Here is a 23,028-nt window from a genome sequence, read left to right as displayed (position 1 = left end):
TTCTACAACCCGCGTCGGCGGCACTCGAAACTGGCCTACATCAGCCCCATGGAGTTCGAAGCCCGCGCTATGCTAGCTTAACCCGCTGTCCACAAAACCGGCAGCAGGCCATCATGGTTTTTGGCGCGTCGGTGCGGCGTTCACGTTGGCGGACGAGTCGCCGCGCGCTGCTGTGCGATCGGGGAAGCGGCCAGCTTCTGGGCAGCCAGCACGACCTCCAGGCGGTTGCGCGCATTGAGCTTCTGCATCAGCAAAGTCATGTAACCCTTGACCGTTTTCTCACTTAGCGACAGAGTCGCAGCGATCTCACGGTTTCGCTTTCCGCAAAGCAGCAAGCTGACGATCTGGGCTTCCCGCACGCTGAGCCGGGCAGGTCCATTCTGCTCACGGTCCAGCGCCCGCTTCTGCAGTGCAGCGATGACGCCAGCCGCAAAGGAAGGGGTGATATAAATCTCGCCCCGACAGGTCGCGCCAATAGCTTCCATCAGGCTTTCGGCCGGGCTGCCCTTGAGAACATAGGCCCTGGCGCCCGCTTCCAGCGCACGAACTGCCTGCTCGACGTCAGTTGAGGCCGTATAGATCACAATCTTCATGTCTGGCGCGTGCGCCAGCGCTTCAGCAATGACCCCAGGGCCATAGCCTTCGATATTCAGGTCCATGACCAGGACAGCTGGATGGTAACGCAAGGCTATCGCGCAGATATCGCCAGCCTTTGACCCGGCAGCCTCCAGCGAGAATACAGGGCTGTCCTGTACGATGTGAGAAAGGCCCTGCACAAGCAATGGGTGGCCATCAACAACCGCGACAGTCTTACGGTCCATGTGCCCCCCTTTCGCGATAGATCGCCATTGTTGTGTTTACGGTTATTGTAAATGGCGGCGGCAGAATCCGAATAACCCAATTGGGGTAGTCGGCGCGGTAGATGGCTACCTTATTTGAGGTAGGCGCATCTGCTCCTGATGCCGCTTCGTCAGATCACGCTATCCCTGCCTCCAATACAAAGGAGCGATGACACAGCTGGCGGCGACACATAGACTGCCTGGACACTCGCAGCGTCGAATGCCTTGATAAGATCTTCATCCGCTGTACGCTTCAGAACATAACCGCGCGCGCGGCAGGCGAGCGCACGCCGGATGCTCGCTGCGTCCTCCATGCTCGTGAGGACAATGGCTTTTGTCTGAGGAAACTTTCGGGAAACCAGAAGGATCTCCTGAAGCGGATCACCCACCATGCAAATCTCCACCACAAGCAAATCCGGGCGGCTCCGGACGCAGATTGCTGCGATATCGCGTGTGGCCGTCCCGATCGCGACGACCTCGAACCGGTCGCTAAACGAGAGCAGCGCCTTCACCCCTTCCGTATGCAGGGGATGGGGGTCGACTATGCCAACCATCATTCGTTTCATGCTCTGGCCCCGAGGAGGAATGGCTCGCTTCGTTCAGGCAAGTCCGCCGCTGAACGTCGACCGTCTGTTGCCGGCCCGGCTCCCCGACGCGTCTTTTGACCCGACCGGGGGAGCATGCCCCCGGCCCGCACGCCGACGGACCTGAGAGGGCCTGCGCCTCCTAGCGTTCGGTGAAAGCGCGGCTGACGTGATCCAGGAAGGGCTTGGCAAGGTAAGAGAGCGCCGTGCGTTCTTCCGTGGTGATCATCACCTCAACGGGCATGCCAGGCACCAGCTTGCGATCCCGAAGCGAGGGAGGTTCGCCGTTCAGCTGGATCTCCGCCACATAGTAGCTCTGGCCGGTCGCAGGGTCGCGCGTGGTAGCGGGCGAGACATGGCTGACCTTGCCGGGAATTTCTGGAGTCGTGTTGCGGTCGAAGGCCGGGAAGCGCAACCGCGCCATCTGCCCTGGCCTGACCTGATCAATGTCGGTGGGCGCGATCCGCACCTCAATCATGAGCTTCGCGCCAAGAGGTACGACGGTCGCCAGTCGCGCCGCTGGGGAAACGACCCCCCCTACCGTAAAGACGGTCATCTCATTGACTGTTCCGGCGATGGGCGCGCGAATGTCGGTGCGGGAAAGGCGGTCTTCATTGGCGACGCGCCGCTCGTGCAGCTCAGCCAGCCTTGCCTCAACCTGACGCAGCTCCCGCTGCGCCTCGGTGCGCGCGCCGTCGTCGATCGCGATGATCTGGAGGCGGGTTTCGCTGATGCGCAATCTGGCGCGCGCCAGCGCTGACTCGATCTCTCCCTGTTCGCCGAGCAACCTTGTCCATTCCCGGTTGATATTGAACACCCGGCTTCCATCAATGTACCCCTTGGAGAACAGGCCGAGGAACTTGTTGCGCTCCAGTTCGACCAGGCGCAGTTCTTCGGTCTTGGCGACGCGTCGCGACCCCAGCCCCTTCGCCTCCTCGCCCAGTTGGACGATGGCGATCTCAAGCTGCTCCTTGCGGCTTTCCCTGTTGGTGCGGTTCCCGTTGAACAGGCGCGTTTCGCCTTTCATGATGTCCGGCGCCTCGACGGTATAGGCGGCCAGCCCCGGGGGATATGTGATGCTGGCCAGCCCGTCCCGTTCGGCGGCCAGCCGCGCGCCGCGCGCCAGATTCTCAGCCAGTTGCGCACGAATGATGGAGAGTTCGGCCCGGGTCTGTACGTCATCAAGGCGAAACAGCACCTGCCCCTCGCTGACCTGATCGCCCTGGCGGATAGCGATGGAACGTATGATTCCGCCGTCGCGATGCTGAACCTCCTTAAGGTTTTGATCCACCTTGACGGCGCCCTGCCCGACCACGGCGCCGTTGAGATTGGCGGAGATCGCCCATCCGCCGAAGCCGGCGACCAGCAGCATGGTCAGGGTCACGCCTGCAATGACATGCGCGCCAAGGGACAGGTCGCCCCGCTTCCCGCGGATGGCCCCGCTCGCTGGCCTTTTGAACTGTTGGGAATCAAAATTCTGTGCGTTCATGGGCATGCCCTCCGGCGGCGCCAGCGGTAATTCTGCTTGCGCTGGTTCAGATGCTGTAGAGCTGATGTTCTCCCTGGATCTCTATGAAGTAAGCGACAGATTCATTCTGCCCGTCATAGACATCGACATAGGTTTTCCGGCTGCCGCCTTCATCTTCCACACGAAAGCGAAAGGGACGATTGTCAGCGGGCGTCTCACCGTAGACGTCACGGAACGGGTCTGCGCCCGCCGGATCTTTTCCGCCGCCGCTGTAAATCTGGTATTGCCTGACGACGATGTGGTCACCTTCCTGCAGGTCGAGGATCTGGTGCGTCAGACCGCTTGCGCTTGCCAGAGGGGTCGTGAACTCAAAGGTGTCGTCGCCGGCGCCGCCCGTCAGCGTCGTGGCGCTGGAACTCATGATGAAATGGTCGTCGCCTGAGCCGCCGATGATGACTTCGAAGCCGCTGATGGCGTCAACGCCGGTTTCCGCGCCCCGCGCCAGGTTCTCTTCCTGACTGACGTAAACTCCTAGGGTCGTCTGCGAGAGATCGAGCACGTCGTGGCCCTCGCCGCCGTCAAGGCAGTCGTTCGCGCCATCCAGCGACAACACGACCAGGTCATCTCCACAACCTCCCCTGACGAGATCGGCGCCGCCGCCCCCATCGAGCACATCAGCGCCGGCCCCACCGAACAAGGCGTCCCGGCCTTCGCCGCCGATCAGGATGTCATGTCCGGCTTCGCCGAAAAGCGCGTCATCGCCGGCGCCGCCATCAATCACGTCGTCGCCCGAACCGCCCCTGGCCTCGTCGTCATCGTCGCCAGCAAGCAGGAGTTCGTTTCCGGCGCCCCCGTCGATTTCATCCTCACCGGCGCCAGCGTCGATGAGATCGTCCCCCGCGCCGCCCCTCAGTTCATCGTCGCCAGCGCCGCCAGCAAGCGTGTCATCGCCATCGCCGCCGTCGAGGAAATCGTCGCCGCCCTGGCCGAACAGGGTGTCGTCGCCGTCCTCGCCAAACAGACGGTCGTCGCCGCCGCCGGCGGCGACCGTGTCATCGCCGCCGCCGAGGCGCGCCACATTGCGCCCGTTGCCGAGTTGAACCAGCTCTGCGCCGTCGCCGCCGGTGACGATATTGTCCCCGTCCGCAGCGATGATGCGGTTACTGCCAAGGCCGGTGAGGATGGTGTTATTGCCAGCCCCGCCATCAATGTCATTGTCGCCGTCGCCGGCATCGATGATGTCGTCGCCGTCGCCGCCGGTGATAACGTCATTGCCGGAGGCAGCCACGATATGGTCAGCGCCGTCGCCGCCATGCAGCTGGTCGTCGCCCGGGCCGCCGTCGATGGCGTCATTGCCGGCGCCGCCTTCGATGTAGTCGTCGCCAGCGCCGCCAGCCAGCGTGTCATCGCCGGCGTCGCCATGGAGCCTGTCGTCGCCGTCGCCGCCGGCGAGCTCGTCGTTTCCATCGCCTCCGACCAGCAGGTCGTCGCCGGCTTCGCCATACAGCTGGTCATTGCCCGCGCCGCCATGAATGACGTCATGGCCATCGCCGCCGTAAACGATATCATTTCCCAGGCCGGCGAGAATCACATCGTTGCCAGCCCCGCCGTGGACAATGTCATTGCCGGCGCGCGCGTCGATGGCGTCATTGCCAGCCCCGCCACGAATGCGGTCGGCGCAATCTGTGCCGGTGAGCTTATCGTCTTTCGCCGTGCCATCCAGTTCAAGGAATTCGACAACCTGGATAACCGCGGTCTGGGCGACCGTGGCGGTTCCGTCGGTGATGCCATAGGTGAACACGACCTCGCCGTAGTATCCGGCGAGGGGTCGGTACTCCCAGCCTGTGGCGGTCGCGGTGATCTCTCCTGAGGAAACCTTGATATCGGTCACGGACAGCACGTCGGCGTCCGCATCCGTCGCGCCCGCGAGCAGGAGCGTCGCGCTGAGCGTCAGCGTCAGGCACACGCCGGTTTCGCCCAGGTTTACGCGCGACCCAGGGCGCGGCGCGCGATTGGAGGCGCGCGGCCCCTCCCCGTCAACGGCCTCATCATCGGGCCCGGCCGGCTGGACGGCGTCCGGGCGCGACCTGGTCACGGGAAGCTGCGCCGGGACGTCGTCCTCTGCTCCTCCGCCACCGCCACCGCCACGGCCGCCGCCGCCGCCCGCATGGAACGCAGCAAAGCTTCCGCGCGCGCCGCCATTGTCATTGCTGGCCACGCCAATTCCGAACGTCACCATGGGGTTCGGCAGGGCAAGCGCCGGCAGCCGGCCGTAGTCAATGGAAGGGCTGTCGACGCCGAGGAATGAGGCGGGAGCAGGCGGAGCGTCGCTGGCCCCCGATGACCCGACCCGTTGCTTTGCGCTCGCCTCTTCCTCGCCAGCCCTGGCGTCGCCGGCCAGGTCGTCGGCGGCGGCTGTTTGCAACACAGCCAGTTGCGGCCCCGCGGGGTCCGCGTCATCCCTGGGCGTCTCCTCCTCCTGCGGCTCGGGTTTCGCTTCCGCCAGAAACAACGAGCGCAAATAGGTCGCCAGGGCGAGAATTGCGGCAACAGTCGCATATGGCCAGCGTGAGGATCGGGGAGCTTCCCGCAGCTTGCCATAGGCTTCCTCGATCGTCGGCGTCGCCTTTCTGGCGGATTTGAAGGCCTTGATCCCGATCATGCCGGCGCCCTCCTGCGCAGATTGCCCGCGAGATTGAGTCCGCTCGCCGCCGGCATACGCGGGTCGGAATCCGCTTCCGGCCGCTCCGGGGCTGGCTGCCGGAAGCCCGGCTTGAGGATTGCGTCCTTGGGCCCGAAGCCCGCGAGCTTTCCGTTCTGGATAACCGCGACGAAATCGACCGCCACGAGGGCGCTGGGCCGGTGCGCCACCACCACGGCGATGCCGCCGCGCGCCTTGACGCCGTCGATGGCGCGGGTCAGGGCGGCTTCACCCTCACCGTCCAGGTTCGAGTTGGGTTCATCCATGACAACAAGGAAAGGATTGCCATAGAGCGCGCGGGCGAGGCCGATGCGCTGGCGCTGGCCCGCCGAGAGCGCGGCTCCATTGGCGCCCAGTTGCGTCTGGTAGCCCTCAGGCAGCGATACGATCATCTCGTGGATGCCCGCGGCCCTGGCCGCCGCGACGATAGCGCCGGTATCCTGGCTCGGGTCCAGCCGCGAGATGTTCTCCGCCACGCTGGCGTCGAGCAAGCTCACCTCCTGCGGCAGATAGCCGATGTGGCGGCCGATCGCCTCTTCGGACCACTGCTCCAGTTGGGCGCCGTCGAGCCGGACCGAGCCTCGCAGGCACGGCCAGATGCCCGTAAGCGCGCGCACCAGGGTGGTCTTGCCGCCGCCGCTCGGACCTATGACGCCGAGCGCCGTCCCTGCGCCCACCTCAAAGCTGATCTCGCTCATCAGCACCTGACCAGTTCCAGGCGCCGCCACGGTGATCCGGTCGACCTTCAGGGACTGGCCTGGCGCCGGCAACTCCATGGGCTCCACAGTCTTGCCCAGCGCCACCAGAGTGTCGCGCAGCCTGGCAAAGGCCTGACGGGCCGAGACGAAGGACTTCCAGTTGCCAATGGCCTGGTCCACTGGCGCCAGCGCCCGGGCCGAGGCCACGGAGGCGGCGATGATTGCGCCAGCCGAGAGCTCGCCCTTGATGGTGAGAAAGGCGCCAAGGCCCAGGATTGCCGACTGCAGGATCATCCGCAGGACGCGCGAGATGGCCCCGAAGGTTCCCGCCACATCGCTGGCGCGGGTCTGCAGGTCGAGATGTTTCCGGTTCAGCTGATCGAAACGCTCCACCGCGCGGCTGGAGAACCCCATGGCGCGCACCGCCTCGGCGTTACGGGCGTGACTTTCAGCGATCGTGTTGCGGGCGATGGCCGCTTGCCGCCAGCTGTTGCTCGCGCCGCGGGCCAGCACCTCGCTCAGGATGGTGAGCAGGGCCAGCGTCACCGCGCCGGCGAGGGTCATGGCCCCGAGCCAGGGATGCAGGAAATAGACGAAGGCCAAGTACAGGGGAATCCACGGCAGGTCGAACAGGGCGCCCGGACCCTGGCTGCCAAGAAACCCGCGCACCGTATCCACGTCGCGCCCGCGTTCCAGCGCCTCGGCGCTGGAGAAACCGAAACGCGGCATGTCGATGGCAACCCGGTGCGCCAGCGGGGCGATGTCGCGGTCAAGCCGGGCCCCGATGCGTACGAGCACCTGGGAGCGGATGATGTCAAACCCGCCCTGGAACAGGTAGAGGCCGATTGCGAGGACGGACAGGGCGGCGAGCGTGGGCACGCTGCCGCTGGTCAGCGCCCGGTCATAGACCTGCAGCATGTAGAAGGAGCCGGTGAGCGCGAGGATGTTGATCAGCCCCGAGATGATGAACAGAAATGGCGCGAGGCGGCGGAGATCCCTGGTCAGTACGGCGCTGTCGTGTTTACGACCCGGGGCGAGGCTGGAGGAAATGGCCATGGCGGAATAGCCTTGGGTTTGACGGTGCGTTCGGGGCGATGGCGGGCGGACTTGATGGTCCGCCCGCCGGGGGCCTGACGGCTCACAGCACGAAGCTGGAGGCGTTCAGGTCGTGGCTCCCCTTGAGCGCGATGCGGAAATCTTCCGTCGCTCCGCCGCTGACATTGCCCTGCACGATGGTGTAAGCGACGCCGTCCCGCTCCTCCCAGGACACCATGAGCTGCGCCGCCGCGTTGAACTCTGGACCACTGACCAGCGTGAAGCCCTGATTGCCCGCGGTTCCGGCGTTCGCGTCGATGCCGGAGAGATCGATCAGATCCCCGGGCTCGAAGTCGAAGATCACGTCGCCGTCGGCGCTGGCCACATCGAGGAAGCGGAAGACATCCTCGCCGGCTCCGCCTTCCATCACGTTTACCGCGTGCGAGGCGGTGATCACATCATCGCCGGAGCCGGTCGCGACGTTTTCGATGCCCCACAGGGTGTCGACGCCACTTTCGCTGCTGCGCGCAGCGCCGCGTCCCAGCAGGCCAGAGCCCAGGTCCACGGTCAGGTTCGCGCTGATGGCGGAGAGGTCGAGAGTGTCGATCCCCACGCCGCCGTCGATGTCATCGCCGTAGTAGGTGTCAGCGCCGTCGCCGGCCGAGGCGATGAACAGGTCGCCGCCCGCGCCGCCCACGACGGTGTCGTTGCCGGCTCCTGCGTCTATGATGTCATCGCCGTCATGTCCGAAGATCCTGTCGTCGCCGGCTTCGCCGTGGATGAGATCGTTCCCGGCTCCGGCGAACACTCGATCATCGCCGTCGCCCGCGAAGATGGTGTCGCGCCCGGCGCCGCCGTCCACATGGTCGGAGCCGTCACCGGCCGCAATCATGTCGTCGCCGGCCTCGCCAAACAAAACGTCGTCGCCCGCCAGTCCGAAGATGCTGTCGTTGCCAGCGGCGCCAGTGAGCACATCCGCCGAGGCCGCGCCAATGCGCATGGCGCCACCTCCCGAGGGCACAGGATTGGTCGGGCCGCCTTGCCCCACCCCATCTTCGACATCGTCGTCTTCGTCCTGACCACAACCGGCGTCGTCGTGACCATTGTCATCATTGCCGGCGTCATCGTCCTCCTCTTCGTCGTCCTGTCCCTCCTCACCTGCGCCGGCGTCATCGCCACCGCCCACCGGGTCCAGATCGTCCTCGCGATCATCTCCCCCGCTATCGCCCTGGTCGCCATCATCGCCGCCCACCGGAGCCTGGCCGCTGCCATCGCCACCATCCCCATGCCCGGCGCCGCCCTGGGTGAACTGCGGCCCCTCGCCTTCGCTGAAGAAGGTGACGGTGTGCGCGCCGCTCGACATGGTGGTGGAGCCGTCAGCGTTCTTCGTGCGGGCATAGTCCGCCAGCGTCTTGCCGGCCTCAAGTTCGACCACGTCCTGGGGCCGCAACTTGCCGATGATGACGTCATTGCCGCCGCTGGTCTTGAACACGACGCGATGCGCCGAGGCGAGCTTCGAGATGTCGACCGTATCACTCCCCCCGGAGCCGAGAATGGTGATCGTGCTGGTGCGCAGGCTGGTTTCTTCGCCCAGTTCAGCGAAATTGCCGATCAGTTCGAACCTGTCGCCGCCAGCCTCGCCCACGCCGCTGGCGGGGGAGCCATTGATGATGATCTCCTCGATTTCCGCGAGTTCGGCGATCACCTGCGGCGTCCCTTCCACGCCGTTGACCACGGTCGTCCGCGTGATGACGATCTCCGTCGCCGCGCCGCGCAGCGTCAGGCCCGGCACGACTGCAAGGGCGTCTTCCGCGGGATAGATGCGGAAGATCTCGTAGCTGGCGGAGCCAGTGATCTCGAAGGCGTCGCCGGCACTGCCCTCTGAACCGCCGTCAATCACATCCCACCCGGCTGAGCCATTCGCCGGAGCGGTCCAGCGGACGACGTCGTCGCCGCTCCCACCGTTAATCGTGTCGTCGCCGGCTCCGCCGTCGATGACATCATTGCCGGCAAAGCCATCGATCACGTCATTGCCGCCAAGTCCGTTGATGACGTCGCCTGCAGCGGCGCCGCTGAGCGTATTGGCGCTGTTCGTGCCATTGATGACCGGCGGAGCGAGGATGAAGTCGCTCTGGTCGATGTTGTTCGCCGTTACGCCATTGATGCGGATCGCGCCCTGAATGGCGGAGCCGGGCCCGCCCTCCCGGATGGTCAGCAAGGTGGCGCCGCCGCCGGGGCTGGATTCGAACACCCGCTGGTTAAAGTTGGCGGCGGTGACGCCCAGGCCGCTCAGGTCGATTTTGTCCTGGTTGGCGATTGAGCCGCCAGCAGCGTCGAAGCTGTTGATGACGTCGGCGCCGAAGCCGGCCTGGTCGTAGACGATAATGTTGAAGCCATTGCCCACATCGATCGTGTCATCGCCGGCGCCGCCGGTCAGCACATCATTGCCGGCCTCGCCGTTTAGCATGTCATTGCCAGCCCCACCGTGGAGGGCGTCGTTCCCGGCTCCGCCATTGAGCGTATCGGCGCCATCACCGCCATACAGACTGTCCGCGCCGGCGCCCCCGCTGATGGTGTTGTTGAGGCCGTTGCCGGAGCCGGTGAAATCGGCTGCGCCCGTGTAGACGAGCGCCTCCACATTGGCGTCAAGGTTGTAGCTGACGAGCGACGTGCGGACGGTGTCCGTTCCCCCGTTGGCCAGTTCCACGACAGTATCGCCGGGATCATCGACGGTATAGGTGTCGTTGCCGGAACCGCCAACCAGGAGATCGACGCCGGAGCCGCCATTGAGCGTGTCATTGCCGCCGTTGCCGAACAGCATGTCATCGCCGGTGTTGCCAGTAAGCGTGGAGCTCTGGTTGTTGTCCCGATCAATCAGGATCGTGTCGACATCGGCCGCCGCAGTGAGTTCACCGTTGTCGTCCGTGCTGAGCGCATAGGCGCCGCGGAACACCTCGTCGCCTTCGTCGTCGGCCAGATAGAAATCGTAGCCGCCGTAGCTGCCGCTGTCGAAGGCGATGGTCTCGATGACCGCGCCATTGCTGTCGAAATGGTCTGTGACGGTGATGCGCGTGCCGTTGATATCTATACGCAGGTCGTTGTCCTGCTCGCGCATGAAATTCAGCGCGCCCAGCGCAACTCCATCCGCTGCAATCGAGATCCTGTCGTTGCCACCGCTCTCCTGAATGACGTCCTGGCCGTCGTTCAGGCCGTAGATGTACCGGTCGTCGCCGGCGCCGCCGTCAAGCCTGTCATCGCCGACGCCGCCGATCAGCACGTCATCGCCCGTACCGCCGTTCAGCGTGTCATTGCCGCCGAAGCCCATGATCACGTCATGGATCAGGCCGGTCCCGGGCGCATTGCCGTTCAGCGTCTCGCCGGCGTCCGCGCCATTGATGACGTTCATGGTCAGGTCCGTGAACTCGAGCCGCTCGATATTGCGCACTGTGTCGCGTCCATCGAGAACTGGCCGTGCGGTCACGCCCTCCACGTTGTCACCGAGCGTCTCCGTTTCGTCGGCCGCTGGCGGCGCATGATTGACATAGAGGCTGCCGTCCCGGTTGACGCCAAAGCCATATTGCTCGCGCGGGCCGATATAGGCCGCCGTGTCGATGTCGCCCGCCTGATTGCCATTGAGAACCTCGCGGACGATCTGCAACTGGCCCGGGTCAAGGGCGCGGCTGAACATCGCCTGATCCAGCGTCATGCCAGCTGAACCGGCCGCGCCGGCCGGATTGTAGAGATCGGCGGGGTCCTTCGCCGCAAGGCCGGCGGGCGTGTTGTAGAGTTTGCCGGTCATGCCGTCGGCAGTGGCGATCACCGTATCGGTCAATTCGCCATTGGCGTCGCGGGCATAGACGGCGATGCGCACATTCAGCCACATGTCGCCATCGATGACGTCATTGCCCGCGAGACCCTTGATCCTGTCGCTGCCGCCGCCGCCGAGCAGGATGTCGGTGGCGTCGCTGGTCTCCAGGGCGACGACTTCAGCCGTGCCGTCATTGCCGACCTGAATGTGGCGCGGGGCGTGGGCCACCAGCTTGTCGAGGCCCGCGACCAGCGAAATGTTCTTCTCCAGCAGGGCGTTGGAATAGGAGTCCAGAATGGAGTCCGGGCCAGGGATTGCCGCCGTGCCGGTCAGTTCGGCGCGCGTGTTGACCGGTGCGACGCGGCCCGTAAGCACATCGTTGTATTTCCAGCCCGAGAGGCCCTCGACGAGGTCAAAGCGGTCGCGCAGGATGAAATTCTCCTGCGTGGCGAAGATGGGGATGCCGAGGTCAGAATTGGCCGGGACTTCATCGCCCTTGTGGATCGCCCAGTCGAAGCCGGCCATGCCGTTGCTGCGCTGGATGCCGACGCCCTGGAACATGATGTCGTCGCCGGCCTCCGCATCATAGTCGACGTCGCCGCGCTGACCATTCAGCACGTCGTGGCCGATGATCGAGGAGTTGAAGAACAGCTCGGAGTTCTCGCCGGCCAGGGTGTCGAAGCGCCCCCCGCCCTCGATCCAGTCATCGCCGGCCTCGCCAAGCAGGAAGTCCATCCCGTCGCCGCCGAGGATGAAGTCATTGTCGACGCCGCCCATGACAGTCTTGCCGTCGGGGCCAGCCACCATGAAGTCCTGACCCTGGTTGCCGAACGTCAGCGCCAGGCCAGAGCCGCCATGGATGACATCGTGACCCTCCTCGCCGTGCAGGAAGTCTGCGGCGCCGATGTCGGCGCCCGCATTGGTGATGATGTCATTGCCAGCGCCGCCATGGACATGGTCGACGCCATAGCCCCCTTCGAGCCGGTCATTGCCAGCGCCGCCCCAGAGCGTGTCATCGCCTTCACCACCAATGATGGTGTCGTTGCCAGACGTGCCCTGAATGACCACATGGTCGCCGCCATTGTAACGGAGGTAGTCGGCGACGCCGTCGCCATTGGCATCGCGCCGCTCGACCAGCTGCGAAATGGCCTGCAGCGTTGGATTGCCGTGCTCGGGATCGGAGAGGCCGGTCATGGCCAGTTGACGCGCTGCATCCAGATAGAGCGTCAGGTCTGGCCGCGAGAAGATGTCGCTGGGGATGGCCGAGCCGTCCTCACCCAGATCGGTATTGCGCAGGACAATTTTTGCCAGCGAATTGCCTTCCAGTTCGGAGAGCAGATTGAGACCCTGGACGCGCGACAGATAGTAGAACCGGTCGCCGTCCTGGAGGTTTTCCAGCTGCAGCTCGAACACGGCGGAGAACGTCGACCCCAGCATGCCGCCGAAGTCCATCTTCTTCTCCGCGAGACCTCCGATCCAGAAATCGACGTTGTTGAGGCCGGCTTCCATGCCGCTCCACCCGGCTGTGCCGTTAAGGAAGTCCAGACGGTCGGTGATGCTGGAAGCAAGGATCACCTTTGTGGTGTTGGTGATGCCGTCGAGGAAGGTCTGGTTGGTCCCGAACACGATGGCCATCGCCGCCGCGCGCTTGCCTGCGACGCTGTCCTGCTCCGCTATCGCCTCATGTGTGCCGTAGGCGGCGATGAAGTTGACGATGGACGCAGGGTTCTTGAGGTTGAGCGCGAAATCGACCCAGTTGACGTAGGGATCGAGCTGGCTGTCACCGCCAGCTGCGGCCTTGAGCTGGGCGCGAGCCTCATTCAGCGTGGGCATGTTGGTGTCGCGGCCGCGGGCGATATTGATGGCCGCCAGGTCCAGCGGAATGCCGACAAGCTGGTTGCGCAGCACGTTAGTGACGAATTCGTCGATCTCGTTGCCGACCTGGCCGCTCAACCCGCGCATGATGGCGCCTACCGCTACGTCATGGGTCAGCGCGCCTCCCTTGTCGTAGGCAAGCGGATTGAGAAAGCCCTCGAACAGGTCGATATGATCGGTCGCGCCATCCGTATGCACCCGGTCAATGGTCTCCCGCAGCATGGAGTGACCAAAGCGGTAGACGACATGGGCGAACTCCGCGAAGATCGCCGGATTGATGTCCGGGTCGGGCTCGAACAGGAAGGCGTCAACGTCGGGCTGCATCTTCCTGGCGAATTCCTCGAACACCAGATGCTGATACTCCATCTCGGTGGTGAAGCGCCCCGCCTGAAACAGTCGTTCGCCATCCCACAGCAGGTCTGCGGCCCATGCCGCATGGCCCGGGTCCGAAGCGTCCGGGATGGACGTTACGTCATTCAGCAGCCATTCATTGAGAAACGCCACGTCGCCCGTCGCAAGGATGACGTCCTTGGCGTGCTCAACGACGCGGTTGTGCTCCGCATGAAATACGTGGTGGATGGCCGTGAGCCCGATGTTTTCGTTGGCCCGGCCGTCACCGGCGATGAAGTGGGCGTCCAGCAGTTCATTGTCATAGGTTCCGGCGGGATTGAGATTCCCGGCGTCGGTGTCGTTGTCCGGGACCAGCGCCACGGACGGCGTGGCTGGATTGTGGTCGTCATCATAGAAGCCAGGCGCCGCGCGGTGCGCGATATCGAGCAGGAAGGCTTGGGCCGTGCGGAAAGCGCCGACCGCCGCCGGATCGACCGCGCCGGCGCCGGCCACGCCTTCAACCAGGTCGTTGGCGCCGAAGCCAACGACCAGTTGCGGAAAGCCGTTCGCGCCAGGAATGAAATTGCCGTACTCATCCGTCGCAAGCAGCGGCACGCTGCCCACGTCATTGTCCGTGAGCCGGATGCCCAGGATGTCCGCGGCCTGCTTTTTCACGTCGCCCCAGGTGGCCATGCCGCCCTGCGCCCCCGTGAGCAGGTGGCCGGTGGCGACGGGCTTGCCGTCGATCAAAATGTATTCGCGCAGGAACACCTGTACGGATGCGTGCGAACCATAGGTCTGGTTCTGGTCGACCCATGGGGTGGTTGTGTTCATCGCGCCGTCGCTGGTGCTGGCGCGCGACACCGCCATGAAGTTGGTGCGGGCGCCCGGCGTCGGGTCATACAGCGGGTCATCTGGCGACAGGGGGATATAGATCGTGCCGTTGTTGCCCTTGGCCACATGATCGAGCCCGTGATCGAAAAACTGGCCGAAGATGGTGAATATGGAGCTGTAGGGCGCGGAATCGCCGATATCTGGCGAGACGTTGGGCAGGATGACTGTCGTCCCGTCCATCTCGATGCCGTAAGCGGCGACGCTGGCCTGCCAGGCGGCCCGGATGGGCGCCAGCTCCGGTTCGTTCCCCGCCACCGCCGCGGCAAGCGCCTGATACGTTGCGTAACCCTGCTGCAGCGCCGTCACCGCGGCCGTGATGTCGCCCTGGTATTCCGCGTGCTCCAGCGCCGCGATAATGACGGCTGGATTGGCCAGGGACTGATCAACGATCAGGTTTGAAATCAGCCGGGGGTCTGCGTCGGCCACATCGCCAGTAGCGCCGTAATCAGTATTGGTCAGTACGCCGCCGGGGCCAAAGTTCATGCTGTCGCCGTCGCCGTCGTTCAGCGGCGTCCCAGGCGAGACCATTGGCGGAAACTGATTGTCAGCTGCACCCCACTCGACGCGGCCGGGAATGAGGTTGTTGTGGCTGCCATCGACCGTTCGCAGCCCGTAGGGCGCCAGTGGATTTCCCACGAGCGTGGCGAGGTCGCCTCCAGCCGCGTGCGCCTCAGCAATCTTGATCTGCTTGAGGATGAACTCAAGATCGTGTTTGACCAGGCTGACCATCGCGTTCCCCTTTGCCTGTCTCGCCGGTCAGGCGCCAGCGCCATCGCAGCCTTAACGATTACACGGCGACGCACAGGCAAAGCCCAACGATGCTTCAGAAATTATTAGTAGATCCGAAGTATCGGCGTAACAGCACTAGGTCTTGCGAGTTTCACAGCCTCTGGGCGCGCTGCGAACTGGACCGTCGGGAGCGGATGATCCAGACCTTGGTCCAGCCTCGCCAGGGACATTGGCCTTGCCTGTCTCAGGCGCCAGCGATGCAACGATCTGAAAATACGGAATAAACTGCTTGACGCCTGCGCGTCGCAACGCGTGACTGGACTTGTCGCCGTTTCGTGTCAGCGTGGTTCTGCGGGCATTGCGATCATCCCTGCGAGCTCTGGCGTGTGGATCTGCGTTGGCCACACCAGCATAAGAAGGGGATGCATGGCCCTGCCCTGCTGGCGCAGGAACATTTTGGCCTCATGGCGGGACCTGCATGTTCTTCGGGAAGCACGGCGGCGCGCTGTACAAGATCCTGTGGCGCGACGGCGTCCGCATGTCGCTTTATGCTCAAGTCCCCATGGTTATGCCCGTGTTTCCGGCATAACGGGGACCAATTCAGCTGCCAGAAAACTTGCCGCCGCGGCTTGTTGGTGCATCCGGCTACTCTTCAGGCGCCTCTCATACCTTTTTCCAAGCCAGATCCAGTCGAAATGCCGCTGGTGACAGATCAAGGCTCAGTTTATGTTTATTTGGTGGGGGACGGATGAGCATGCCAGCACGCGCCGATGCGGACGTTCACACTGCTCCTGGCCTGCGGGCGCCCGTAAGCCTGTCGCGTCAGTTCGCGATCACCGGCGGCCTGGTCATGCTCGTTGTCATGACCGTTGCGGGCATCATTACGTCGCGTATCGTGACAAACGTCACGATAGAAAACACCGCCGCCTCCACCGCCCTGTTTCTGGACAGCGTCCTGTCGCCGAACCTGCAGGCGCTCGCGCACAGCGAAACCCTGCCGCCTGAAAGCGTCGCCGCCCTGGATCAGCTGTTGGGAGTGAATACCAAGGAGGATCAGGCGTTTGAGACGCGCTTTCCGCATCTTGAAATATGGAAAGAAGGCGGATTGATCGTTTACTCAAAGTCACGCGATCTCATGGGACGCCGGTTTGATCCGCCGCCCGGACTGCTGGAAGCCCTGACCGGAAAGGTGTCGGCGCAATACACGAACCTTGACTCGCTTGAGCATATGGCGCGGAATTTCAAGAGAAAGTATCTTGAAATCTATGTTCCGGTCCGGGAGCAGCTTTCGGGCAGGATTATCGCTGTCGCGGAAATCCATGAGGCGCCCGATGATCTGCAGGAGCGTCTGTCCAGCGTACGTCTGGGCAGTTGGCTCACGACAGCGCTGCTGACGCTTGCCGTCATGTTGAGCCTGTTCGGCACCGTTCACCGCGCCAGCAAGCTGATCAGCGCGCAGCACACCGCCCTGAGGCAGCGCATCGATCAGGTCCGGCGCGTCTCTGACCAGAACCGCAGCCTGCGTAGCAAGATCGAGGCAGCGTCCGGCAGGCTCGTCGAACTCAACGCGACTTATCTGCGTAATGTCGCTGCGGATCTGCACGATGGCCCCGCGCAACTGGTGGGGCTCGCCGTGTTGAAAGTCGAACTCGTCCGCAGGGCTGTTACGGCGAGTGACCGCAATCGGGAGTTGCAGGCGATGTCCGGCATCCTGGATGACGCCCTGCGGGACCTCCGCACGATTTCCCATGGGCTGATGCTGCCCGAAATTGAGTCACTCCCCTTGCAGGAGGTTGTCGAACGCGTCGTCGCCCTTCACGAAACCCGCACGGGCTGCAAGGTCAGCCTGACCTGCGAGGCGCTCAACTGCGACGCCACCTACGCGGTCAAGATTTGCGCCTATCGCTTCTTGCAGGAAGGATTGTTGAACGCGCACCGGCACGCCCCGGGGAACAGCCAGTCAGTCGTCTGCAGGCTGCAGGATCAGCTTCTCAACGTGACGGTAAGTGACGGCGGCCCAGCCGGCGCGAAGGGCAGCGGCGTGATCAAACCAGGCCTGGGGCTGACCGGGTTGCGGGCGCGCGTCGAGAGCCTCGGCGGCGCGTTTGCTTTCGTGATCAACCAGGACGGTGGCACAACGCTGGAAATGACACTGATCATGCGGGGGAACGATGGTGCGTAAAATCACCGTGGTCGTGATTGACGATCATCCGCTGTTCCGTACGGGCGTCATCCAGACGCTGGGGCTGGATCCCGGCCTTGAAGTCGTTGGTGACGGGGGCTCGGGAGAACAGGCCATTGAGCTGGCGCGTCGCCTGAAACCCGACGTCATCCTCCTTGATATCTCCATGCCGGGAAACGGAATGGCAACGGCGGCGACCATTGCTGCGGAAGAGGATGCACCGCGCGTGGTCATGCTGACCGTTTCCGAGGAAAATGAACGCGTCATCGCTGCACTCGAGGCCGGCGCCGTGGGTTATATTCTGAAGGGCATCGAAGCCGTCCAGTTGATCGCAGCTGTCAGGAACGTGGCGAATGGCGAAACCTTTGTCTCCCCGAACCTTGCATTACCGCTCCTGTCCCGCATCAAGGAGAAAACGACGCCACGCCAGATTGATACGCTGTCCGAGCGCGAAAAACAGATCCTCCGGCTTGTTGCGCAGGGGCTGAGCAATCGCCAGGTCGGAGAAGCGCTGGGCGTTCTTGAGAAGACCGTCAAGTTTCACATGACGCGCATCATGGAGAAGCTGAACGTCAGGAACCGGGTGGTCGCCAGCCTGATTGCCCAGAGGGAGTGGGGACCGCTGGAGTGAGCCTGGTCAGCGCGCAAGCCGTCGCGCGCCAGGGGGCGGCGTCGACCATGCCGAAATGGCTCTTGTGAAGTGAACACCCTGCGGCGTGCACGCATAAGATTGTTGGCGCTTTGGCCAGCCAGTGGTTCACGGCTCCTGATTGTGGGGAGCCTCGATGAGCCGTCGTCGCCACGAACTGACCGCCCATGAATGGGCGATTATAGCGCCGCTTTTGCCCGACAAGCCGCGGGGTGCTCCTCGCGTTGACGACATGCGGGCGCTCAACGGGATTTCGTGGCGTTCTCGCACCGGCTCGCCCTGGGCTGAGATACCTCAGCGCTATGGTCCCTGCACAACGCGTTGCCCCCGGTTTGCCCGGCGGCGAAAAGCCGGGGTGAGGGTTCGGCTTCTCGAAGCGGCCTCAGACGGTTGCGAGAATGATATCGCCATGATCGACTCCAGGCGCGTCACAGCCCGACGGGGCAACTCTCTCGCAAATTTCTCCGACGTCGCAAAGCCCACCCAATCGCAATACAACTCGATATCCAAATAATTACCAAAAACCAACGTGCGCATCACGCAATGCGCAGATCATCATTCAGCATGTATGCAATATGCGTGCGGTTTTTCGCCTTCAATTTCTTCATGATCGTCCGCACGTGAACCTTGACCGTGCTTTCGCACATCGCCAGTTCGTGTGCGATAATTTTATTTGGCGCACCCCGCGCAACCGCCCTGGCCACAGCAACCTGTCTTGGCGACAGGACCCTGGAACAGTCGACGGCCTCCCGGGGAACTTCCAGGCTGCGCATAAGAGAAGCAGGGATGTAGTCGCCGCCGGCCCGGACGAGCGCAAATATCTTCGTCATGAACTCAAGGCTGGTGGCTACCGGCACGATCGCAGATACGCCTTGCTGAATGTAACCTGCGGCCTCTGACACCTTCCCAAACTCAGAAACGAGCGCAATGCGCGGTTTTGGCGCGACGTCCCTGATGCTCAGGAGGCGATCCACCAGGTTTTGACGACTGTCATCATCGGCATGCGGCAGCCAGCACGCAATCAGCGAGCAGCACGATGCGAGCGGGTGAGCCTGCCACTCTTCAAGCGCCTCAAAACCCAGATAGCGCTCCTCCGTCTGGCGCATCTGCAGCGATGTCAGAATGCATTCCCGCGAGAAGCGTTCCGGCTGAATGATCGCCGTTATGCTGTCTCCGGCCTGGGCGCGCCTGTCATTATATGAAGTCGCAGGCCCGACCGCGCCCGGAACAAGCCCCTCACCCAGACTTCCATCGCCCGGCAGGCCGGCAGCCATCGCTGCTTTCATATTCCCCAATGCTGATGACGCCATTTTCATAACTTTCTGCTGAACACTGCGCGCTGCCCGGCCGATCAGATACCGGAAAGTGCTTGCGCCAGACCCCGCAGGGGCGCGCGAAACTGCGTCACCCCCGCGCCCTGGCGATAGGAGACCTGCACGACGTTGCCTTTGTTGATTGCGGCCCGCACGCGCGGCCCAATCTGCAGGTAGCCTATACAGACAGAGCCATTGCACCCCTTGACCGGCACAGAAACCGGCGCCCCCCCGTCTGAAATATCCAGCAAAACCGGTTGGCCAGCCTCCATGTCCTGCGGCATGCGCAAAATGAAAAAGGGTTTTCCATTTTCCGAGGCGGCGAGCGACCAGCTGAACGCAACCGTTTTGTCAGATCTGGCCACGGTCTGGGTGATATTGCAGACCCGTTTTTTCTTCGCGATATTCTCGTCGCAGATCAGCGTCCAGTACTGGAAGGGCCTGATCACGCGCCGATACTGGCCAATCGGGACATTGTCCGGAACGACGACATCGGACGGCCTGATGTCGTAGCCGGGAGACGCCTCGAAAGGCGCCTCCGCCGTTGCCGGCTTTCGTACAGGGCCAGCGGCCGCAACCCCGCTCGCGGACAACGCCGCAAAGGCCAGAGCTACAGTAATGCTGGCAACCCAAGCCTTTGCGGACGTCATGGCTTCAGTTCAACGTAAGGCTGAGGCCAGCCGCCACGCCCCACTGCCGGCCCGACGACGTCGCGGAAATGTTGGCGCGCAGCACCTGGCTTTCACTCGTATAGCCCAGGCCAACGGCCAGCGCGCCTTCGCCGCGCCAGGCGCCGCCGCCAACCGCCATGCTCAGCTTGCCAGGCCGGTTGTCGTAGCGCAGCGAGGAAGCCGCAAGACCCACGGCAGCCGCCTGCCGCGCTTCCCTCCGCACGTCGCCAATGGCGCCGGACAGGATGCCAAACCGCTGGTCGGTATAGCTGTTGGCGGCCTGCAGCGTTTCAGCAGATTTCTGGTCGGTATAAGTGTTGGCGCTCGCAAGGGCTCTTGCGGTGCTGTCGTCCGTATACCTGTTGGCCGAGGCAAGCGTGCCTGCCGCAACGCCCTTCAGCTGTCCGACATTGACGGCATCATTGTCCGCAACGCCAGTCGCCACATTGGATAGCAGCACTGGCGCATTGGCGTCGCCACCCTGCAGGGTAATCGCGTTCTTTTTCGCGCCATTGCTGTCCGTATCGTACATCACCGCGTTCTGGCCAATAACGCCGACGTTGCCGCTCAGCGTTTCAAGCGCCTGGTTGGTCGCATAGAGCTGCGAACCATTGATCGCGTCGGTAGAGGACGCATTCACCCGGCCAGCCGCAACATTCGTCAGCGTCCGCTCGGCCCCTGCGCTGCCGAACGAAACCGTCGCTGTCGCGGTTCCGGCAACGTCATAGGTTCGCCCGTTGACGATCATGGTGCTTGTCTGCACGGCTGCCTGGGTGCTCGCCCCCGCGCCGATGGCGACATCGCCCGCATTCGTGGCCGTGGCGTTGGCGCCCAGCGCAATGGAACTGTTGCCCTGCGCGCTGGCGTTCATGCCGGTTGCAATGCTGGCCGCGCCCGTGGCAACGGCCTGGGGACCGATGGCGGTGCTGTTGGCGCCAACAGCCTGGCTGTCGGCAGCCTGCGAGTTGGTGTGGAAATACTTGATGCCGCCGCCATTGGCGATGCCGTCGATTTGCTGGCCGATCGACGTCAACCGGCTATCGACGGCGCCAAAGCTGTCATAGACCGTGCCATAGCTCTGCCCCTGGATCACATAGGTCGGACCATTGACGACGCCATTCGCGCCAACCGTCGCGCCGCCGCCGAGGTGGCTGGCGACCGACTGCGACACGCCATAAAGCTGCGAACCGTTAATGGCGTCGGTGGAAGCAGCGTCGACGTCCCCATTGGCCAGGTTGGTCAGCTTCTGCGCTGCGCCAGGAACTGCCGCTGTGCCGCCCGCTGCTGTCAGCACCGTCACATTGGGCGTTGCCGTGCGCTGGATGATTCCAATCGCGCCGCTGGAAACACCGTTGCCCAGCGCCTCCACGGCCTGATTGGTCGCGTAGAGCTGGCCTCCGTTCACCGCATCCGTCGATCCCGCCGATGCAATGTCCCCGGCAGCGACATTCGTCACCTTGAGGTTTCCGGCGTTAATGCCTGTCGTCAGGATGCTCGGCCCGCCAGTGATCGTCAGACCATTGGTTGCCAGTTGGGCATTGCCGGCCGTGACGCTCGTCACATTCAGATCGTCGACCGTGGCGATTGTCACATTACCGCCGCTGCGCGTTACCTTGATGTTCTGGCCATTGAGGAACTGCACGGTATCGCCCGGCTTCACCGCCGTCTTCGCGTCGCCATTGGCCTGCAGATCCCAGCCACGGTTGGCCGTCTCGCTGAGCGCGCCCAGGCTGCTGTCGACAGCTCCGAACGCCGACGCCACCGTTGTGTACGGATTGTTCTGGACCGTATAGGTCGGACCATTGACGACGCCATTGGCGCCAACCGTTGCGCCGCCGCCAAGGTGGCTGGCGATCGACTGCGACACGCCATAAAGCTGCGAACCGTTGATGGCCTCCCCGGAGGCGCTGCTGACGACGCCGTTGGCCACGTTGGTCAGCTTCTGCGCGGAGCCCGGAGCCGCAGCTGTGCCGCCCGCCGCCGTCAACACCGTCACATTTGGCGTTGCGGACCGCTGGACAACGCCAATCGCGCCGTCGACCACCCCATTATTCAGATTGGTGACGCGCGTGTTTACCGCCGTCACCGCTTCGTTCGTGCGGAACAGCTGGGAGCCATTCACCGCGTCCGTGCTGGTGGCGGAGAGTTGTCCGGCCGCAACGTTGACCAACTGCCTTTCTGACCCGGTGTCGCCGATGCTGAAAACGCTTGCCGGCGCCCCTGCGGCAAACGTGTAATACGTGCCGTTGATTGTCACGCCGCCAGCAGCCACGGCCGCTTTTGTACGCGCGCCGCCACCGATCGCAACGGCGTCTGCATGCGTTGCCTGGGCGTTGTAGCCCACAGCCAGCGCGCGCGCCTGACTTGCCATCGTGCCCTGGGAGCCAACAGCAACGGCATAGTCAGCCGACGCTGTTGTTGCGGTGCCAAGCGCCGCGGAATACTGGCCGCTTGCCGTGGTGTGGGAACCAATTGCCGCGGACCGGAGCCCACTTGCCGTGACAACGTCGCCGAACGCCGCGGAGTGCCCGCCACTTGCGACCGCCCCCACGCCCACCGCCACGTCGCGGTCCTGCGATGTGCTCGAGCCGCTGCCCGCACTATACTGCTGGGCCATGGCTGGCGTCACTGCCATCATGGCAGACACCGCAACACCCAGGGCGCCAACGCCCAAGGCGTTTCGGCTCACGCCCATTCTCAGGGCTGAACGGCGAAGAAGCGACGCCAATCGCTTGCGCCCGCCCCCCGCCCCATCAGCATTGGCCGCCCTGCCCTCAACAAACTGCCGGCAACCTGTTGAATTGCGCCCTTCCGGGCTTTCCAGACCAAACACCCCAATACCCCTCAGATTACGAATCTGCACACTCACGCCGCAAGAACCGGGCGACATTCCTGAACTGAGATCCCCAGTCCCTCCCCACTTCCTGCCCGGGAGAGCTGGGAAACGCGCACCCAAATCCAGAGATCCAAATACTTAACGGCGAATGCGAGCGCATTCGCGACAACAGATATCGTCACGCAGCTTCAATGCTACGCAAAACCTGAAAAATTTCGGATCTATAGCTGGAAATTAAAGCCAATAATCCGGATACACGCGAAAATTGCGTCGGATATTTCCATACGTGTAATCCCGGATACCGCGTCGATCCATTTGCTCACAGAAACGTGTCTTAAACATCGCCAGTAACGCGAACAACATCAGAAAATGACACAAACTGACACGTTATGTCGTCTCCGTTTCCAGAGCCTGTC

At 63.5% G+C, this 23,028-nt stretch carries 11 protein-coding genes and 1 pseudogene; 3 read left to right on the top strand and 9 right to left on the bottom strand.

What is annotated here, in order from left to right:
- Positions 1-140: 140 nt before the first annotated feature.
- From ACERNI_RS15980 to ACERNI_RS15955, 6 genes are all read right to left on the bottom strand, one after another.
- A complete protein-coding gene (locus ACERNI_RS15980) occupies positions 141-821 on the bottom strand; it encodes a LuxR C-terminal-related transcriptional regulator (protein WP_448834249.1) in 681 nt (226 codons plus the stop codon).
- A gap of 149 nt (positions 822-970) precedes the next feature.
- Positions 971-1,405 carry a response regulator gene (locus tag ACERNI_RS15975; protein WP_448834248.1) on the bottom strand — a complete coding sequence of 145 codons (435 nt, stop codon included), beginning with the start codon at positions 1,403-1,405 and terminating at the stop codon, positions 971-973.
- Between the two features lie 160 nt (positions 1,406-1,565).
- Entirely contained in the window at positions 1,566-2,912 is a 1,347-nt protein-coding gene (locus ACERNI_RS15970) for an HlyD family type I secretion periplasmic adaptor subunit (protein ID WP_448834247.1), read from the bottom strand.
- 46 nt (positions 2,913-2,958) lie between these two features.
- Positions 2,959-5,553 (bottom strand): calcium-binding protein, encoded by a 2,595-nt coding sequence (locus ACERNI_RS15965; protein WP_448834246.1) that lies wholly within the window; start codon positions 5,551-5,553, stop codon positions 2,959-2,961.
- Positions 5,550-7,346, bottom strand: a complete 1,797-nt coding sequence (locus ACERNI_RS15960) for a type I secretion system permease/ATPase (protein WP_448834245.1) — start codon at positions 7,344-7,346, stop codon at positions 5,550-5,552. The genes ACERNI_RS15965 and ACERNI_RS15960 overlap by 4 nt, the downstream gene beginning before the upstream one ends.
- An 82-nt stretch (positions 7,347-7,428) precedes the next feature.
- Complete coding sequence (locus ACERNI_RS15955; protein WP_448834244.1) at positions 7,429-14,961, bottom strand: peroxidase family protein; 7,533 nt, start codon at positions 14,959-14,961, stop codon at positions 7,429-7,431.
- Between the two features lie 748 nt (positions 14,962-15,709).
- Here ACERNI_RS15955 and ACERNI_RS15950 point away from each other — a divergent pair.
- The 3 genes and pseudogenes from ACERNI_RS15950 to ACERNI_RS15940 all read left to right on the top strand — a co-directional run.
- Entirely contained in the window at positions 15,710-17,143 is a 1,434-nt protein-coding gene (locus ACERNI_RS15950; RefSeq protein ID WP_448834243.1) for a sensor histidine kinase, read from the top strand.
- A complete protein-coding gene (locus ACERNI_RS15945) occupies positions 17,133-17,774 on the top strand; it encodes a response regulator (RefSeq protein WP_448834242.1) in 642 nt (213 codons plus the stop codon). The genes ACERNI_RS15950 and ACERNI_RS15945 overlap by 11 nt, the downstream gene beginning before the upstream one ends.
- Before the next feature lie 154 nt (positions 17,775-17,928).
- Positions 17,929-18,213: pseudogene (locus ACERNI_RS15940) on the top strand (transposase); the annotation flags it as partial.
- Positions 18,214-18,328: 115 nt separating this feature from the next.
- On the opposite strand, the gene ACERNI_RS15935 reads toward ACERNI_RS15940, so the two are convergent.
- The 3 genes from ACERNI_RS15935 to ACERNI_RS15925 all read right to left on the bottom strand — a co-directional run bounded on the left by ACERNI_RS15935 (position 18,329) and on the right by ACERNI_RS15925 (position 22,414).
- A complete protein-coding gene (locus ACERNI_RS15935; RefSeq protein ID WP_448834241.1) occupies positions 18,329-19,078 on the bottom strand; it encodes a helix-turn-helix domain-containing protein in 750 nt (249 codons plus the stop codon).
- A 65-nt stretch (positions 19,079-19,143) separates the two neighbouring features.
- Positions 19,144-19,755: an invasion associated locus B family protein gene (locus ACERNI_RS15930; RefSeq protein ID WP_448834240.1), complete on the bottom strand. Its 612-nt coding sequence runs from the start codon at positions 19,753-19,755 to the stop codon at positions 19,144-19,146.
- A gap of 4 nt (positions 19,756-19,759) precedes the next feature.
- Positions 19,760-22,414 (bottom strand): YadA-like family protein, encoded by a 2,655-nt coding sequence (locus ACERNI_RS15925; protein WP_448834239.1) that lies wholly within the window; start codon positions 22,412-22,414, stop codon positions 19,760-19,762.
- Positions 22,415-23,028 lie beyond the last annotated feature (614 nt).

It is taken from the genome of Camelimonas sp. ID_303_24, assembly GCF_053543495.1.
This window is presented reverse-complemented; position numbering and strand designations above follow the sequence as displayed.

Coding starts and splice junctions, on each gene's coding strand:
- ACERNI_RS15980 (WP_448834249.1), bottom strand. CDS start 821: ATGGACCGTAAGACTGTCGCGGTTGTTGATGGCCACCCATTGCTTGTG.
- ACERNI_RS15975 (WP_448834248.1), bottom strand. CDS start 1,405: ATGAAACGAATGATGGTTGGCATAGTCGACCCCCATCCCCTGCATACG.
- ACERNI_RS15970 (WP_448834247.1), bottom strand. CDS start 2,912: ATGAACGCACAGAATTTTGATTCCCAACAGTTCAAAAGGCCAGCGAGC.
- ACERNI_RS15965 (WP_448834246.1), bottom strand. CDS start 5,553: ATGATCGGGATCAAGGCCTTCAAATCCGCCAGAAAGGCGACGCCGACG.
- ACERNI_RS15960 (WP_448834245.1), bottom strand. CDS start 7,346: ATGGCCATTTCCTCCAGCCTCGCCCCGGGTCGTAAACACGACAGCGCC.
- ACERNI_RS15955 (WP_448834244.1), bottom strand. CDS start 14,961: ATGGTCAGCCTGGTCAAACACGATCTTGAGTTCATCCTCAAGCAGATC.
- ACERNI_RS15950 (WP_448834243.1), top strand. CDS start 15,710: ATGAGCATGCCAGCACGCGCCGATGCGGACGTTCACACTGCTCCTGGC.
- ACERNI_RS15945 (WP_448834242.1), top strand. CDS start 17,133: ATGGTGCGTAAAATCACCGTGGTCGTGATTGACGATCATCCGCTGTTC.
- ACERNI_RS15935 (WP_448834241.1), bottom strand. CDS start 19,078: ATGAAAGCAGCGATGGCTGCCGGCCTGCCGGGCGATGGAAGTCTGGGT.
- ACERNI_RS15930 (WP_448834240.1), bottom strand. CDS start 19,755: ATGACGTCCGCAAAGGCTTGGGTTGCCAGCATTACTGTAGCTCTGGCC.
- ACERNI_RS15925 (WP_448834239.1), bottom strand. CDS start 22,414: ATGATGGCAGTGACGCCAGCCATGGCCCAGCAGTATAGTGCGGGCAGC.